The 18,129-nt window shown below is 43.7% G+C and carries 10 protein-coding genes and 1 pseudogene; 9 read left to right on the top strand and 2 right to left on the bottom strand.

The window, feature by feature from the left end:
• Positions 1-44: 44 nt before the first annotated feature.
• From Q0668_RS21030 to Q0668_RS20995, 8 genes are all read left to right on the top strand, one after another.
• Positions 45-5,204, top strand: coding sequence for a DUF6797 domain-containing protein (locus tag Q0668_RS21030; RefSeq protein ID WP_298868238.1), 5,160 nt, complete (start codon positions 45-47; stop codon positions 5,202-5,204).
• A gap of 111 nt (positions 5,205-5,315) precedes the next feature.
• On the top strand, positions 5,316-6,164 hold the full coding sequence (locus tag Q0668_RS21025) for a M48 family metallopeptidase (protein WP_298868236.1): 849 nt from the start codon (positions 5,316-5,318) through the stop codon (positions 6,162-6,164).
• Positions 6,165-7,359: 1,195 nt separating this feature from the next.
• A complete protein-coding gene (gene rho / locus Q0668_RS21020) occupies positions 7,360-9,003 on the top strand; it encodes a transcription termination factor Rho (protein WP_298868232.1) in 1,644 nt (547 codons plus the stop codon).
• A 172-nt stretch (positions 9,004-9,175) separates the two neighbouring features.
• Complete coding sequence (locus Q0668_RS21015; protein ID WP_298868230.1) at positions 9,176-10,672, top strand: DUF3604 domain-containing protein; 1,497 nt, start codon at positions 9,176-9,178, stop codon at positions 10,670-10,672.
• 175 nt (positions 10,673-10,847) lie between these two features.
• The gene (locus Q0668_RS21010) at positions 10,848-12,356 is read left to right on the top strand and encodes an FAD-linked oxidase C-terminal domain-containing protein (RefSeq protein ID WP_298868228.1); all 1,509 of its coding nucleotides are present in this window, start codon (positions 10,848-10,850) and stop codon (positions 12,354-12,356) included.
• A 71-nt stretch (positions 12,357-12,427) separates the two neighbouring features.
• Positions 12,428-13,678, top strand: a complete 1,251-nt coding sequence (locus Q0668_RS21005; RefSeq protein WP_298868226.1) for an FAD-binding oxidoreductase — start codon at positions 12,428-12,430, stop codon at positions 13,676-13,678.
• A 67-nt stretch (positions 13,679-13,745) separates the two neighbouring features.
• A complete protein-coding gene (locus Q0668_RS21000; RefSeq protein WP_298868224.1) occupies positions 13,746-15,104 on the top strand; it encodes a heterodisulfide reductase-related iron-sulfur binding cluster in 1,359 nt (452 codons plus the stop codon).
• Positions 15,105-15,193: 89 nt separating this feature from the next.
• Complete coding sequence (locus tag Q0668_RS20995; RefSeq protein ID WP_298868222.1) at positions 15,194-15,865, top strand: HAD family phosphatase; 672 nt, start codon at positions 15,194-15,196, stop codon at positions 15,863-15,865.
• 67 nt (positions 15,866-15,932) lie between these two features.
• Here the strand turns inward: Q0668_RS20995 and sixA are convergent, their stop codons facing one another.
• Both sixA and Q0668_RS20985 read right to left on the bottom strand, forming a co-directional pair.
• Complete coding sequence (gene sixA / locus Q0668_RS20990; protein ID WP_298868220.1) at positions 15,933-16,409, bottom strand: phosphohistidine phosphatase SixA; 477 nt, start codon at positions 16,407-16,409, stop codon at positions 15,933-15,935.
• A 65-nt stretch (positions 16,410-16,474) separates the two neighbouring features.
• Positions 16,475-17,614, bottom strand: a complete 1,140-nt coding sequence (locus Q0668_RS20985; RefSeq protein ID WP_298868218.1) for an alpha/beta fold hydrolase — start codon at positions 17,612-17,614, stop codon at positions 16,475-16,477.
• Between the two features lie 121 nt (positions 17,615-17,735).
• Here Q0668_RS20985 and Q0668_RS20980 point away from each other — a divergent pair.
• Positions 17,736-18,129, top strand: a pseudogene (locus tag Q0668_RS20980) (hypothetical protein); the annotation flags it as partial.

Genomic DNA, 18,129 nt, shown 5'->3' with positions numbered 1-18,129 from the left:
ATGGTACAGAACCCATTGAACCTCTCATTTACGCAAAATCAAAAGTGACTCAAAAAAACGAACCGCTTGCTTGGACCTATCACTATGGGAAAGGGCGAATTTTTCAGACACTACTAGGACATAGCGAAAAGACCTACGACTCTTTTGAAGCCTGCGAAATTTTACGTCGCGCAACAGCATGGACCGCCAATCGTCCCATTCATGAATTGAAACGACCCAAAGTCGCCCCGGAGAATTTAAAACAAGGCGCCATCTTGCTACCGGGAAAATATGGGAATGCGCTCAATGCGAATAGCGGAACTGTGCTGATCCCATTTGAAAACGCACACGAACAGCGTCCACTCAGCGTTGACTGCTGGGTTCGATTGAATCAAAAAGATGGCTTCAATGTTTTTCTCGCCAGCCATAAAAAGAATTCTGCAGCGCATTGGGAAATGTACTCCTATGCAAGAAGTGGTTACTTCAGTGTTTTCCTTCCCGGCCAGGGTGGAGAATACAAAACCAAGATCGATATCTGTGATCAGAAATGGCACTATCTGGGAATGATTCTGGAAAACAATCGACTGAGACTGTTTGTAGATGGAAAACAAGCACTCGACTCTGCACTCCCTGAAAAAAAGAAACTCACCTCGAAGGGAAACATACGCATTGGAGGACTGATTGAAAATACAATTCGATGCGATGGTCTAATAGACGAAGTCCGTCTTTCAAAAGGCCTTCGCAAGTTTGTAACCATACCTCATGAACCGGCTAAGGTTGATCAACAGACTCTCAAATTATTTTCATTTGATGAATTGAAAAAAGATCACCAGGTACAAGACGCTGCATCAGATACTCCATTCAGAATTGAGTTCAAAAACCCACTCTCCCAGCTTTCAGCTACAGATAAAAACAAGAACTCCGAGTCGAAAGATCATTGGGGAAAAGATTCCGTCGGATTCTCACAACCCGTCCAGGCAACCGATGATGGGCGCTGGCAACTAACAGATATTGGTAAATGGTTGGCCTGCATTGTACCTCTACCAAATGGCCCAGTTAAAAAAGGGCTTTCGATTCGTGTTGGTGAGCATGAAGAAGGCACCATCTGTTACGACACGCAACACTGCAAAGTACGGGGAATTTGGTCTGGAGGGTTTCTCAAACCATCTCCTGTACGATTCGGCCTGATTCAAGCTCCTGCCCCCGTCGGTAAAATTCATTTTTCAACTCAGGAAGGGCCGGGATGGAGCCCTGATCTTAAATGTCAGTTTATCGGCTCTCACGTTCAGCAGAATCGTGTAACACTGGAATACAAACTAGGCAGCACGACCATTTACGAATCTCCCTGGTTCATTAAATCTAATGGCAGCTCCTGTTTTACACGCATCTTTGAAATTGGTCCTGGAGACGAATCTCTCCAACTTAATGTCGCTGACTCAAAACAGGTCAAAGCGCTCGGGCCTAATTCTAAAGGATTCATATTGGCTGATAACAGCAACCCAATATTCATAGGTTGCGAAGGCTGGAAAAATATTCAACCCTTGGTTAATCAGGAAAATGATTCTCAATGGGCTGCATTTGTTATTCCTCCCAGAAAAGAAACAGTACGCTTTACGATTTATTACCAGACCAGTCCAAAACAGAATTCAAAACTGACAATTCCTGAAAGCCTGCTAAGATCGCCTTCATTACAAACTTTATTAATCCCGGGGCCTCCACATTGGAAAGAAACCCTCATCACTCAGGGAAAGCTTGCGAATGAGCCGTCGGCATATGTCGTCGATACTATTACCATTCCTCACATAAACCCCTACAAAGCCCTGTTTTTTATTAGTGGACACGATTTCCTGGATAATGGGGATCTGGCTGTCTCAACGGTACATGGAGATGTATGGCTGGTGAAAGGGATCAATGGAGATCTGGAAAACATCAAATGGAAACGATTTGCAACCGGTCTATTTCAACCTCTTGGCCTCAAAGTTGTAGAAAATCAAATTTATGTTTTGGGACGTGATCAGGTCACAATCTTGCATGATCAAAATTTAGATGGAGAGGCTGACTTTTATGAATGCTTTAATAATATGCATCCCACATCAATCAGCGGACACGATTATGTGACTTGCCTTGAGTCAGATTCTTTCGGTAATTTTTATTTCATGCATGCACAAAAAGGCCTGATGCAAATTTCGCGAGATGGTCGTCAGTCAAATGTTGTAGCCTCTGGATTTCGCAACCCGAATGGCTTGGGAATCGGGCCGGGAAACATCATTACAACGTCTCCCCAAGAGGGCGAATGGACTCCCGCATCGAATATTGCAGAAATCAAACCAGGCGGATACTACGGCTATGGTGGTCCAAAAGTGAATCAAAACAGACTCTCAGGTTATGATCCCCCCTTATGCTGGATTCCCCGATTACAGGATAATTCCAGCGGCGGGCAGGTTTGGGTTACCAGTAATCAATGGGGGCCACTAAAAGGCCAATTGTTACATCTATCCTATGGCCAAAGTAAATTATTGCTTACCTTGCGTGAAGTCATCAAAGGAAAATCGCAGGGCGGGACCTTAAAACTTCCACTTGATTTTGAATCCGGAATCATGCGCGGACGGTTTAGCCCATCAGATGGCCAACTTTACGTCAGTGGAATGAAAGGCTGGGTCACAAACGCTGTGCAGGATGGTTGCCTCCAGAGAGTTCGCTATACAGAAAAATCCGTTAATTTTCCTATTGCCGTTAAAACAATGCAAAATGGAATTTCTCTCACTTTTTCGAATCCATTAGATCGTGCTACAGCTGAAAATCCAGACCACTACGCCATTGAACAATGGAATTATCTGTGGTCCAAGAATTATGGCTCTCCGGAGTTTCGTGTATCTGCCCCTCATATAGAGGGACGAGATGAAGTTGAAATTCTATCGACAACTCTCATGCAAGACCAGCGCACTGTCTTTCTGGAACTAAACAATGTGAAACCTGTGATGCAAATGGGAATCACTTATCATCTAAATGATCAATCAGGCACGAAAATAAAACAAACTTATTACCATACAATTAATAATGTCTCAGAACAAAAGATAGACCCAAATATTTTAACACGAATCAAGAAAACACAGCTGCTCACTCTTGAACAACGGCAGCATTTGAAACCGGGAGTTCTCTGGAAATTTAGTCAGAACCCATCGATTGACTCATCCATCTCTGACGCGCGCACAGGCAGAATGTTTGCACTCGCTGTTGCGCCGGGTGAACCAGCAACCCCCTTTTTAAAACCTGGACGATTTACAGCTATCGCTGAAGGTTTTCTACACGTTCCATTACCAGGACACTACCATCTGAAACTGGAAGGATTCGGCACTGCAAATATTACTGTGAACGAAAAACTAATTCTGAGTGTAACCGATCAAAACCTTGCTTCGAATCCTTCGGTTTCTGCAAAACTTAAAAAAGGGTTGAACCGAATCGGCATACAGTACCAAAGTCGAAAAGATGGCGGTGCAAAATTGCGCCTACTCTGGCGTGGAGAAAAATTCGCCACAGAGCCAATTCCCCCTGACATTTTGAGTCACACCGGAAATGATAAACAACTCCTTGAAATGCAACAACTTCGGCAAGGTCGTGAATTGATCGCGAACTTTCAGTGCCTTGCCTGCCATTCCGTGTCAAATGAGATTGAAAGCACGTTGTCTTTCAAACCGAATCAAAATACATCTATCACACTCTCATCTGCAATGCCCGACTTAAAGCGCTCAGCACCAAATTTAGAGAACATCGGCAATCGAGTCAGTAAACGCTGGTTGTTTCACTGGTTGTTAAACCCACACAGCTTGCATGAAAATTCGACAATGCCTTTAATGCTAGGTAACCCGGAATCCAAACAGGCAAAACAAAAAGCAGCCGATTTAACAGCCTGGTTTATTTCTCAGGCAGAAAAACCAACCATCAATCATTCTCTAAAATCGGAGCTTATCAATGATACAGTTTCAAACTTGCTGATTGAATCCGGTACAAAATCATATGAAGATTTGGGGTGTATTAGTTGTCATCAATATTCAATAAATACACAAACAGATGAATTCGAGCGACACTCACTGGCACTGATTAAAAGAAAGTATAGCCCCACTCAACTATTTCGTTTTTTGCAGGCTCCTCACCAACACAATCAATGGAGCCGAATGCCTGACTTCAAATTGAAGAATCAAGAAGCAATGGGACTATCTGCTTTTTTGATCGAAAACTCGAAAGCGAAAATTCCGAATTCTTTGCTTTTGCCTGCGGGATCCGCCAAACGTGGTCAGAAACTCTATTATGAAACACTTGGTTGTGTTCGCTGCCATGGTACGCTTTCCCATCAACAGGCAACAACTTCTCAGGTAGCCCGTATTCCATTAACAAAAGTGTCTTACTCAACGGGTTGCCTGGCTGCGCTGCAAAAGAATAAAGCAGCAATGCCTCATTTTAATATTTCTCAAATACAGCGAGAGGCGATTCAAGTAATCCTTCAGAAGGGGACAAATTCTCTGGCACAACATAGTTCATCTGAGGTCTCTTCAAGATGGATGCGTCAATTAAACTGCAAAGCCTGCCACAACCAGGACGCTACAAGAAGCCCGCGTGGAGAAATCGTGACTGAAGAAGGGGACTCGGGATTACCACCCGAATCTCTACCCAGCCTGACCTGGGCTGGTGAAAAGTTAAAACCATCTTGGTCAAAATCTTTCATAGCAGGAAACATACCATGGAAACCGCGCCCCTGGCTGAAATCAAGAATGCCTCACTTTCCGGCTTATGCCTCTTTTATCGCATCTGGAATGGCTGCGGAACACGGAATTTCAGTATGGTCAGACCAGCATAATTCTGGAACAAAACATTCAACTTCATCAGAGCAGATCATGCTCGGAAACAAACTGACCATGAAAAATGCACTGGATTGCCGTCAATGCCATGGAGTAGGAAGCGATGCTCCCACAGGTGATAACAAAACCAAAATCGCGTTAGGAATCAATTTTGTCCATATAAAAGAACGCCTCACCGCGGATTATTACCATCGTTTCATACTTGATCCTCCACGATTTGATATTTCGACTAAAATGCCGAAGCTTTCGGCAGATGGAAAATTGACTAAGCTAACAAAATATTTTGAGGGAGATGCAAATCAACAGTTTCAAGCTATTTGGAAATTTATCCAAAGCCTTGAGGACCAACCACGTTCTTTCAGCCGGAACTGATTTTCTGGACTGAGAACTTCATTAACAATGAGTTACCGCCAAACCATTTCTAAGATATCCTATACCTTATCATTAAATTGTAAATTCTCTGCTTATCAAGGATTTCATGTCATGCCTCGTTATATTCGCAGTGCACGCGGATCAAGAAATTCCTCTTTCAAAATGCGTCTCGTGATCGCTGTGGGAATTGCCTTGTTTTCCTTCATTTCTTATATGATGAAAGGGGACGTCAATGAGATTACAGGCGAAAAACAAAGAGTCGCATTAACCGAACGACAGGAGATCGTTTTGGGATTACAGGCGCTGCCCACGATTATTAAACGACACCACGGCGAGCATCCGGACCAGAAGTCTCAGGATTATGTTGATCGAGTTGGAAACCGTTTACTACAAAGTTTAAATAAATCATTGCAGAGTCAGGGACGGCGAAATCCATATCAATTTGACTTTCACCTTCTAAATGACGATCAAGTTATAAATGCATTTGCTTTACCCGGAGGTCAAATCTTTCTTACAGCGGCACTTTATCAGCAACTTGAAACGGAAGGACAGCTAGCGGGAGTATTGGGACACGAAATTGGTCATGTACTATCAAGACATGGGGCACAACAAATGGCCAAGCAGGAATTAACCCAGGGATTAGTCGGCGCCGCAGGTGTCGCAGGTGGCGATGTGAGCAGCGCCCAGATGGCACAAATGATTGGTTCAATGGTCAACATGAAATATGGCAGGAGTGATGAACTGGAATCTGACCGCTGGGGAATAGATTTAATGATAATGGCCGGCTATGATCCCTACGCAATGACGGGAGTCATGGATATCCTCAAACGATCTGCGGGAGCAGGAAAACAACCCGAAATATTCAGCACTCATCCTGATCCAGGAAACCGAATTGAACAGATTAAGAATTACATTCAAAAGTCTTATCCCGCAAATCTTCCCTCTGATCTGGAACCATAGCAGGTCAATAATATTGGCTGCTTTCTGAATCTATGGCTAACTGTTGATCTCACAACAAGGAAACCATTTGGCCTACATTGACGCTGAATTTCCCGTTATCAGATTGCCCCTAAAGCACTGTCTGAACAAAACATACGACAGAAACTAGATAGTGAATTGACATTACTCCGGGATAGGCTATTATGTGTATAGAACGTGCTTGCAATACGATTAGTATTGACGCTATGAGATTGTTTTGATAAACAACATTTAGTGAGAAATTTCTAGTAAGCCGTTTTTCAAATGAGGATCTCTCCCGCTCTTTGAGATCGTTTTCCATGTACCAGTTTGAAATAGATAACTGGTGATTAAGTTGGCTTTAAAGTAAGTTGAGTCGTTTCCAGCGGGCGTTATTTCCTCAACAGCATTACTCCTGAAACTATTTAGGAGTCTCATATTCTTGAAAGTAATTTCTCTTTCATTAATGCACTGAGTGAAGCGCTAAGTAATTCAAACCAGTTGCAGGCAATCAAGCCATTTACTAGATACGAACTTAGTTTATCAGTATAATTACTTGCTTGCAGTTATTTTTTTTATGAAAATACAGTAAGATTATTTTCCGGTCTGATCTTCCATTTAAGTCAGACCAGAGAGGCGAGTAGGATCGATACCGAAAGCCTGATAACTTATGAAAACATTTAAAAGTTCCTTAATAGCAGCCACTTATTGGTTGACGGAGCTTGCACAAAACGATTGAATTTCTAAGTATCAGTTTTTGACCATAATATTTTTTGCCTGAAAGGAAATCGGCAAGGCAATTACCCTAATAATGCATTCGTCAACAAGCTTTAATTAGCATACTGTTACCAATGCCTGGACTAAATCTTTTTGATATTTCAAAAGCGATTGTCCTGCACAAAAGGAATAAACAGGCCATGAAGGTCGAGTCCAAAATCGGGCGCATTATTCCTCCACGTGAATCTTTCTTCATGAGATCAAGATCAGGTCTGTTTTACTTTAAGACTTTTTTCGGGTTTCTACTGAATTAAGAATCGGCTCGTTCAGAAGTTTACCAGCTGAATTCAAGCATCATTGTTAGCGCTATGCTGATAATAACCCGGGCTTGAATGAATATCGTTTACTTCGTGAGACGTTCATGCCGAAGTTGTGACTCTGAATATTTCGTTACTATATTAGAATGATTTGGTGTTTCTGTATGGCTGCTAAAAGTTCTGAAACTTCAGACAAACCCAAAACCACTCGCCGAAAATCAACAAAGAGACCAAAAAAAGTAGAGGCTTCCGCAGAGGACTCTTTTGAAAAAAGTGAAACTGACGCTTTGCAGGATGAATACCATCGCAAAGCAGAAGAAAACCTTGAAATTTTCGAAAACTCGCATTCATCCAAAAGTGAAGCAGAACCTGAAAGAGAACATGAAAGTATGTCAGACACTCCTGCTGAATCCGTAGGCGACGATAACTCAGAACGAACCCAGAGTGACCAATCTGATAAAACAGGTGGTAATCGCCGGAGAAGACGACGGAGAAGAAAACCAGACGGAACCAACACCGCTCCTGCCAATCAAGGACAAGCCCAAGGCCAAGGCCAGAATCGTCAGGGAGGTGGAAATCGAGGCCGCTCCAACAATTCAAATAGCTCAAACAATAGAGGTGGAAACCGATCTCGCACGGGAGGCAGAAATCAAGCTCGACGTCCCCGTTCTACATCATCTGCCGCCAATGAAAATATCTCAGGTACTATCGAAGGCGTTTTGGAACTTCATCCCAAAGCTTACGGCTTTATCAGAGACCCTAAAGTCAATTATAAAGCGCAAGACTCTGATGCTTTTGTTTCCAGTTCCTTAATTGAAAAACATAATTTGCGCGAAGGTATCCTGATTCGGGGAGAAGTCGGCCCTGGCACTCGAGGCCAAGGCCCACGACTCAAAACCATCGAAACCATTGATGGACGAACCGTTGAAGAGTATATGGAAATAAAGTGCTTTGAGGAATTGACTCCGGTTAATCCATTCGAACAAATCAAACTTGAAACAGGCCCCATGCCTATCACGATGCGTATCATGGACCTGCTTACCCCCATAGGAAAAGGCCAAAGGGCACTCGTTGTGGCTCCTCCCCGGACGGGAAAGACCATGTTATTACAGGATATTGCTGAAGCAGTCAGCAAGAATCATCCTGAAATCCGCTTGATGGTCTTATTGATTGATGAACGTCCTGAAGAAGTTACTGAAATGGAACGTTCTATCAAAGGTGAAGTCATTTCATCTTCAATGGACCGTGATGTTGAAAGCCATGTTCGTACAAGCCAACTCATATTTGAACGTGGCAAACGACTGGCAGAAGCAGGCGAAGATGCTTTCATTTTATTAGATAGTATCACACGAACGGCGCGAGCATTCAACAAATGGGTTGGCAACACCGGCCGTACGATGAGCGGTGGCCTCGATGTAAAAGCTATGGATCTCCCTAAAAAGATGTTTGGAACTGCACGTCGCTTTGATGAAGGTGGTTCTCTCACAGTACTGGGAACGGCACTCATTGACACAGGCAGTCGCATGGATGAAGTGATTTTCCAGGAATTCAAAGGAACCGGTAATATGGAAATGGTTCTCAGCCGCGAACTTTCTGATCGCCGTATTTTCCCATCCATTGATATCACGCTTTCTGGTACACGTCGTGAGGAAAAAATTCTGGATCCAGAAGTTTTGGACGGTGTCACAATGCTTCGAAGAAGTTTGATCTCTCTAAGCCCAGTTGAAGCAATGGAACAACTTGGCAACACACTCAAGAAATTTCCTACTAATAGTGAATTTCTGGAAAAAATCCGAGCGATTCTTTAGCCGAATTTGACCACACAGCAAGGTAAGTGACTCAATCTACGACTGCATCATCTTCTAACAAACGTTATGAAACTTGATCCTGCCAAAACTGGTGTCATTCTCGAACCAGATTTTCGCCTGCACTAATTTCGAGCGGGACTATATCCGAGTTTTAGTTTCAAGTGATAAATACATGTCATTGAACTACATTAATTACTTTGGAGATTTGCATAATCATAACCAGGTTGGATATGCACTAGGTTCTTTGGATCGATCCTTCGAAATTGCGCGGAACCACTTGGATTTTTACGCGTTTACCCCTCATTCCTATTGGCCAGATGTCGAAGATTATGACGGAAAAATCACGCATAAATGGAAAAATGGATTCCATGTAGCCCGTTCCCGCTGGCCTGAAGTAGTTGAGTTGGCTAAAAGTTTTGACAAGCCAGGCGAGTTTGTCACAATCCTGGGTTATGAACGGCATGGAACACAAGAAGGGGACTACCATATCCTCTATCCTGACCTGAAAGGTGATTACGAACTCATTGAAGACCTGGCTGAACTACAGGCATTTGCCAGGCAAAGAGGCTGCCTGCTGATCCCACATCACCCTGCGAATCGTCTAGGCCATCGTGGCTTTGATGCCAAAAAACTGGCTTCAGATGTTTCGCCCGTTTTGGAAATCCATTCCGAATGGGGATGTGCTGAGCATGACCGTGCTCCATTTCCCTATAAGCGACATACAGAGGGAGGCCGTTGGACAAAGCATACCTTACAATACTATCTTAATCAGGGGTATCGATTGGGAGTCATCGCAAGTACCGATGATCATCTTGGTCACCCTGGTGGTTACCGCGAAGGACTAGCGGCAATCAAAGCCACGGAACTGACGCGAGACGCTCTCTTTGATGCAATTCGAAATCGGCGAACCTATGCGGTTACAGGAGACCGGATTGAACTCGATTTTTCCCTGAATGACCAATTGATGGGACAGGAATTATCATTTACAAAACAACGTCGACTAAAAGTTCATGTACGAGGATGGGATGAAATCGATCGAGTGGAAGTCCTTAAAAATGGACGAGTCATTTATCGCAATTTTCCTGTAGACAAAGAACCAGACCATCGTGCCTGGGAAAAACCAGTAACCCTGCGGTTTGAATATGGATGGGGCCCATGGCCGGCATTAGGATGGGGGGGAACAGCCGACTGGAACTTCACTATCGATATCGAAGGAGGGCATCTCCAACAAATCCAACCCTGTTTCACTACCGGACCTCTCGATGAGTTCAGGCGTGATCAAATTCTGGAACAAACTTCAACTCAGCTCAAAGTCCAGTCCTTTACCGCGCTCAAGCAACAGGTCGACGACTGGTCTCAAAAGGCTGTCGTGATGCGAATCCAGGGAGACGCTAATACAAAAGTATCAGTTTCCTGTACTCAACCCAGCGAGTGTCAATTAATACAAACCTTTGCTGAACTTGCCACAAGCAATGAGATGTTATTTACACGACCGTTTCCCTGGGAATCCGCAATGCTTCATAGAATCGTTTTTAATAGTCAGTGGGAAACCGATTTTGAATTTGAAGATATTGGCAATGGAGATAAAGATGACTGGTATTACGTAAGAGTGATTCAGTCAAATGGGGAAATGGCCTGGTCCAGCCCGATTTGGGTCAATCAAAAATAAGATCCTGCCTTTGTAAACGACCATTTTTCGCTCGACTCACTATTGTTCCATCTGAAACCATCTGAATTGAACTATGGAGCAACCAGAGAATTGATTCTTTCATATACTTTGCTCTAAAATGGGACTACAGTTATTAATATTTATCTTTCAGTCAAATTGAAAGTAATCCACAAAAATGGTTGAGCAAACCAACCAGATGATGAATCAGGACCCCGAGTCACTCGAAGAGTTGGAATCAGGAAGCGCTTCTTTTTCTGCACTGGTTCAACAATTAACCCTCATTGTTGGCGAAGCGGGCATCTTATTTGATGCAGACGAATTACTGGTCTACGAATGCGATGGTTACATTGTCGATAAAACGGCTCCTGACATTGTTGTTTTTCCCACAACCACGGCACAGATCTCTGCGATAGTCAAACGATGCAATCAATTTAATGTACCGTTTCTCGCCAGAGGAGCGGGTACCAGCCTTTCCGGCGGCTGCCTTCCCATTGGTGGGGGAGTAATGATTGTCTTGACTAAGATGAAGAATATTCTGGAAATTAACTTGAGGGATCGTTACGCCGTAGTTGAACCAGGGATGGTGAATTTACATTTAACTAATGCTTTAAAAGGGACGGGATACCACTATGCACCCGACCCATCCAGTCAAGGTGCCTGTACAATTGGCGGAAATATTGCCACTAATTCTGGTGGGCCGCATACATTAAAATATGGTGTCACAACGAATCATTTACTAGGACTCGAAGCCGTTCTTCCCGATGGTTCTATCATAGAACTGGGTGGTCCCACAGCAGAAGTTCCCGGTTATGATTTACACGGACTCTATGTTGGAAACGAAGGCACGTTCGGAATCTGCACCAAAGCGATTGTCAGACTGACGCGAGATCCGGAATCCCATCGCACCATGCTTGCAATTTTTCAGACAATTGGAGAGGCAACACGCGCTATCTCTGAAATTATTGCAGCAGGTATCATTCCTTCCGCATTAGAAATGATGGACCAGGGGATTATCCAGGCGGTAGAAGAAGCATTCCACTTTGGCTTCCCGCTTGACGCTGGGGCCGTATTACTAATTGAAGTAGATGGTCTGGAAATTGCTTTAGATGAAGAAGTGCGTCAAATACTTGAGATCTGCAATTCCTGTAACGTTCGGGAAATCCAAAGAGCGGACACCCCTGAAGAACGACTTCTCATCTGGAAAAGCCGTAAACAGGCTTTTGGCGCCATTGGCCGCCTCAGCCCGAGCTATTGCACTCAAGACGGAGTCGTTCCCAGGACGAGACTTCCTGAAATCCTCGAATTTATTGAAGAAACCAGCAAACGTTACGGCCTGAGAATTGTCAATGTATTTCACGCCGGCGATGGAAATGTGCATCCCATTCTTCTTTTTGATGAACGCGACAAAGAACAAATTCAAAAAGTGATGGAGGCAAGTGAAGCGATTCTGGATAAATGTCTGGAACTGGGAGGGAGCGTCACTGGTGAACATGGAATTGGTGTTGAAAAAATTAATTTTATGAGTCGCATCTTCAATCAAATTGATCTGGCCACTATGGAAACTGTTCGTAATATTTTTAATCCGCGACAGATTTGCAGCCGCGACAAGGTATTACCTCCTCATCAAACAGATGGAAGTTCAAAGATTACTCAATCTCACCCCACTCGTCATGCACCACATTGATTTTGTGATGACAGTCAAAAATCAATCTGCCTGAGAGACAAGATTACTACAAGGCTACTGAAAGAAGACCTATGTCGTCCCTACATTCTGGTGATCTGGAAGAATTCGTTCCCGCATCTCAAATTGAATTGAGTCGTTTTATAACTGAGAATGCGATAGCGGCCCAAAAACAGATTTTCCCGGCAGGTGGCCGGACATCTTTTTCTGTCTGCTGTCCTTCCAGCTTGTCCGGAACTCAGATTTGCACATCCCAACTGAACAAAATTATCGACTATCCAGTACGTGATATGACAATCACCGTTGAAGCAGGTATGCGAATCGATCAACTCAATGAAATCATCTCGGCAGAAGGACAGCGATTACCCATTGACGTTCCCCAGTCCAACCGAGCCACTTTGGGAGGCGTCATCGCTACGAACACGAGTGGGCCAAAACGGTTTTCGTATGGAACAATTCGGGACTACGTCATTGGGATTTCAGCCATCGATGGAAAGGGAAATCTTTTCAAATCGGGAGGGCGAGTTGTCAAAAATGTTGCAGGTTATGATCTTAAAAAAATGATGGTGGGATCCCTGGGGACCCTGGCAATCATTAGTCAGGTTTCTCTGAACCTGCGTCCCAAACCAGAATCTATGTGCATGGTCTGGTTCGCTTTTGATTCGTATGTAAACGTTGAGCTGGCTCTCAATGCCATGATCACCTCTGGAACACGGCCCACAGCTGTTGAATACTGTAACAGCAAAGCTGCCAGACAAATTGCTGCAGAGTCACGCCTGGAACTGCCCTCAGAGCATAATGTTATTTGCATTAGTTATGAAGGCCCCGGAAATGTAGTTAAATGGCAAGCCAATCAAATTATCGAAGAATGGAAAGAGTTTTCTCCTCTGAATAGTCAAATCATTGAGCCTGATCATGCTACGAGACTCTACAACGTTTTCACAGAATATCAGACATCATCGGATGACCCAGTCACTCTAAAAGCTGTTGTTCTTCCTTCACAGATGATGAAATTTGTAGAATCTGCGACTCAATTAAACATTGCCATTCAGGCCCATGCAGCAGATGGAATTGTATTTGGTCATTTACCAGACTCAGCAAGTTCATTGGAAGATGTCAAACAAATCTTAAGTCAGCTTAAAAAATCCATTGACCACAAAACTGGATATCTAACAGTCTATCAATGTGAATCTGAATGGTCCGATCTACTCCCACTTTTTTGTTCGCCCCCACCTGGATGGTCTTTAATGAAACAACTTAAAAATGCACTTGATCCGAACCAACTTTTGAATTCAAAACGTTTTACTGAACTTGTTGAAACATAGCTGTAATCATATTGTGATCTTATTAATTTTTATATTGAACGAATCATCTCAGACGAGTTAATCAATAATGCCCGATAGTTCTATTACAAATTCCACTCTTGCTCCCAAAGAAATAGAGCAAATCCCCGGTTCTGAGATTCCGTATGAAAAATTTCTTGACTGTATTCATTGTGGCTTATGTACAGCTGCCTGTCCGACTTATTTGGAAACCGGAAATGAAAATGATAGTCCTCGGGGACGCATTTACCTGATGCGCGCTGTTGTCGATCAGCGTATTGAACTTTCCGATGCAGTAAAAGGGCACCTGGACCTCTGTCTTGATTGCCGGAGTTGTGAGACGGCTTGTCCTTCCGGGGTTCAGTATGGTCGCTTAATCGAACCGTTTCGTGTTGATGTTCATAAATTGGAATCTTCCCAAGGGAAGAGCACTCAAAATGACTGGTTCCACCGTTGGATTCTCTATCGCCTCTTTCCTTATCCCAAGAGGATCCGTTGGGCATTACTGCCCGCACGCATCATGCAGTTTTTAAAAATCGACAAACTGCTGGAAATTTGCAGGTTGCAGTACTTGTTGCCTCAAAAATTAAGACGAATGCACAATTTGTTGCCTCGACTTCGACCAGCTGAACCTTCTTCACCGGAGATTTTACCAGCGTTGGGAACTCAACGCGCACGAGTTGCCCTGTTTACCGGCTGCGTTTCAGAAGGAATGTATAGTCATGTCAATCGAGCGACAGCCCGTGTGTTACAAGCCAACGGCTGTGAGGTGATTGTCCCCCGCACTCAAACTTGCTGCGGTGCAATCCATTATCATAGTGGGGCAGACCGGGAAGCACTTGAATTTGCTTTGCAAAATCTGGCAGCATTTGAACTTGAACAAATCGACGCCATTATTGTGAATGTCGCTGGCTGTGGCGCCATGTTGAAAGATTATGGACACATCGTTGATGAAATCAAGGGAGTCCCAACCGAACAAGTTGAACAACTCAAACAACTGGCGACTAAATTTCGGGACGTTTCTGAGTTTTTATTTGACTTGGGACCGGTTCCTCCCGAGGGGGAAATTCCAATTCGAGCAACCTATCACGACGCCTGTCATCTGGTACATGCTCAGAAAATTCAGAACCAACCACGTAAGCTGCTCGAGTTGATTCCAGGATTAACTCTGGTACCACTCAATGAGTCGACTATCTGTTGCGGAGCGGCGGGAAGTTACAATCTGACCCAACCTGAAATGGCAGACCAGTTAGGAAAACGAAAACTGGAAAATATTCTCGCTACCGGAGCTGAAGTTGTGATCAGCGGAAATGTCGGCTGTACGTTACAAATTGATTCACAGTTACGCCAGGCTCGCAAACCGCTTTATGTTGCGCATCCCATGGAAATCCTGGATCTCAGCTATCGAAATCAGAAACTTCAAATGTAAGCAACTCCGTTGAAACTTGCTCACAAATTCACTATCCTGCCTTCGAATATGCGATTTCCTCTCTCAGTTTGAATTAAAAGAGTTAACCAATGTCTCAAACTACCACCATCCAGGCAGTGGCCTTTGATCTGGATGGATTAATGTTTAATACTGAGCACGTTTTCTTTCTCTCAGGTGATGCCTTATTACAGCGTCGCGGAAAATCAATGACACCCGATATCCTGCAGGGAATGATGGGTCGCCGCGCATTGGAAGGATTTCAACACCTCTCCAGCCATCTAAATGAGCCAGAAGATCCCCACGAGCTATGGCTCGAAAGTCAGGAAATCTTCCATTCACTCCTCGATCAGCATTTGAAGCCGATGCACGGTTTATTTGAATTACTGGATTATCTGGATGAATTGGAGATTCCCAAAGGAGTCGCAACATCATCACCGCGACCTTATCTGGAAACATTACTCACAAAATTTGACCTGACTCATCGATTTCAGATCACGTTAACCGCAGAAGATGTTACCCATGGCAAGCCTCATCCCGAAATTTACCTGAGTGCAGCTCGGAATTTCGGAGTCGATCCCGAACAAATGCTGGTGCTGGAAGACAGTGAAACGGGCACAAAATCCGGAGCGAGCGCCGGGGCATATGTCGTTTCTATTCCTCACGAATACAGTGACTATGGGGATTTCAGTTCTGCCAACTATGTTGCCAGCAATCTTACAGACGACAGGCTCTTGGAATTGATCGCAGGCAGCAACTCCTAGCTCCCCACGTACGATCGTTTTCTAACAGGGAGTTGCAGTCGTCAACTCGCCCCGGGAAAGCTATTTGTTAAAAAAGCGAGGCGTTCAAATGCCATTTTAAGCTGCCTTGACCCGTTCCTATGATGGAATCAAACTGAATACAGGCGACATTTCCAGGCTTAAAAATAATTGAACCACCACCAATTAAATCGGCGGTACACCGTGCAACGTCTGGCATATGTGCAACGATTGCAATTCTCTCGAATTGCGAAGACCTGATAAATGAAACCAATGTATCCAGATTCAAACCAAATCCTAACCAATTGTGAGCACAACACAATTCATCACTCAACTCGACTTCATCCTGTAAGATCCGAGCTGTCTGGGTTGCTCTCACTAAAGGACTATGCAGGATCAAATCGGGACGACTCTGATGTTTGCTAATCCATTTAGCGACCTTCCGAAACTGCTGATTGCCATATTCGGTTAATGGACGAGCTGAGTCACCTCCGGGAACAGTACCTGCATTTTCGGCCATTCCATGCCGGATTATCAAAAGCTCCATCTAACTCCTCTTTCCAACCGATGTTTCAGAATGCTGAATAAAAACGAATAGTAACGAACCAGTTATCAGGGAGTAACGAGTTTTGTCTTGGTGGCTGATTTAGGTTTCAAGTTGGAATCCATCCAGCCATACATCAATTCCCGTGATTCATGGGCGACAGAATGTCCTTTACCGTGCACAAAAAACGCAAATTTCTGTGGTGCCTTTTCTATTTCATATACATCCATCACTTTTAGTAACATCAGTATTCTCTGACGTTGTGTCAGTGGATTTCCATCATTCAGACCTGATAAATCAAGAAACGCACGCGGAGCAATTAAGGACATAATTTCATGGAAATCAATCGGAGGTAATTTTCCTTCCATTAACTCGGGCCGGATGTGTTTAAAATAAATATACCAACGATCGCGAGCCCATGCATCAACTCTTAAATTTTGTCGAAAAAAAGAAGCACTGCAGTTTCCTGCTGCAGCCTGAACTCGTTCGTCATATGCGGCCAGGAACATCGAACCATGTCCCCCTAATGAATGACCGAGTACACCAATTTTTTCTGGATTGACTTCTTTGAGTGATTGTAAAACATCAATCGCTATTGAGTGCTCATAAGTAAACTTTCCGACGGCAGTCCAATTCGGATGTTTTTTGTAAAAGGCTGTTGTTTCATAAGGACCTTCATCAGGAATACGGTGTCCAGCCACAAAATGATCCGGCGCGATCACCACATAACCTTTACGACATAAATGATCCAGATACGCTTTATCGGAATTCTCAATTAATCCAGCAGCACGTTGCTTTCCAGATGCATAAGTCCCATGCAAGGCGACTATCGCAGGAGCAGGACCTCGAAGATTGAGAGGCACTCCCAAATAAGCATGTGCCCGCTCATCTTCTTCCACCCGATAGCTAATTAATTGTCGCCGATAAATACCATCGACAATGGCCGTATCATGAAACTGGATTTCCAGTTCAGGCTTTACAGGCTTATAGCGATCTCGGATCAGATCTAAATACCGTTGTTTCAGGATTTTTTTACGCGCTGTCCAACTCTCAGGAGAACTGATTCCTTCAAGTAGATCATCCCATGATGATACAATTTTTTCCGGCGCTGAACGTTTTCGAACAGCTCTCTCTTCTGCATTAATGCTGCTATCGAATTTGACATTGAATGCCAAACATATAAACAAACACAGATATATAAATCGCATAAGCATACCCATCAAAAAAACTTTGAAATCGGATACCATTATCATCAATCTCTGCTAGCATTCACAACAACTTAATCTGATTTTATCCAGATTTTCCCGCTGACTCAAACAAGAGTACATTATGAATAAAACGCAACTTCGATCATTTCTGTATTTTACAAGCATCTGGCTGGTATCGACGATTCAAATATCTGTTCTTGCAGAAGCACCTGTTCAATCTCATAAAATTAAATCTGAAGCTCTTCATCCAGAAGTACTTTCGAAAAAGAAGTCAGAAATCATCAGAGAGATGATTAATCCTGATGCAATTTCAGTTGAACAGGGCTCATGTTATATCGCTCGTTTAACGATTCCTCGAACCGCTGATCGCGAATCGAAATCAAAATTTATTTTGTTAGAAAACGGAAAGCCATTATCACATGCCCACGCGGTTCATAAATTAATTCGTGAAGAGGGAAGGGGGCATTACAGTCATTGGACTTCTGATACACTCTATTTTTCTGCGAGTGATTCAA

Source organism: uncultured Gimesia sp. (assembly GCF_937910335.1).
Classification (GTDB): Bacteria; Planctomycetota; Planctomycetia; order Planctomycetales; family Planctomycetaceae; genus Gimesia.
Note: the sequence above shows the minus strand (reverse complement) of the source record. Positions and strands in the feature narration are given on the sequence as shown.

Coding starts and splice junctions, on each gene's coding strand:
- Q0668_RS21025 (WP_298868236.1), top strand. CDS start 5,316: ATGCCTCGTTATATTCGCAGTGCACGCGGATCAAGAAATTCCTCTTTC.
- rho (WP_298868232.1), top strand. CDS start 7,360: ATGGCTGCTAAAAGTTCTGAAACTTCAGACAAACCCAAAACCACTCGC.
- Q0668_RS21015 (WP_298868230.1), top strand. CDS start 9,176: ATGTCATTGAACTACATTAATTACTTTGGAGATTTGCATAATCATAAC.
- Q0668_RS21010 (WP_298868228.1), top strand. CDS start 10,848: ATGGTTGAGCAAACCAACCAGATGATGAATCAGGACCCCGAGTCACTC.
- Q0668_RS21005 (WP_298868226.1), top strand. CDS start 12,428: ATGTCGTCCCTACATTCTGGTGATCTGGAAGAATTCGTTCCCGCATCT.
- Q0668_RS21000 (WP_298868224.1), top strand. CDS start 13,746: ATGCCCGATAGTTCTATTACAAATTCCACTCTTGCTCCCAAAGAAATA.
- Q0668_RS20995 (WP_298868222.1), top strand. CDS start 15,194: ATGTCTCAAACTACCACCATCCAGGCAGTGGCCTTTGATCTGGATGGA.
- sixA (WP_298868220.1), bottom strand. CDS start 16,409: ATGGAGCTTTTGATAATCCGGCATGGAATGGCCGAAAATGCAGGTACT.
- Q0668_RS20985 (WP_298868218.1), bottom strand. CDS start 17,614: ATGCGATTTATATATCTGTGTTTGTTTATATGTTTGGCATTCAATGTC.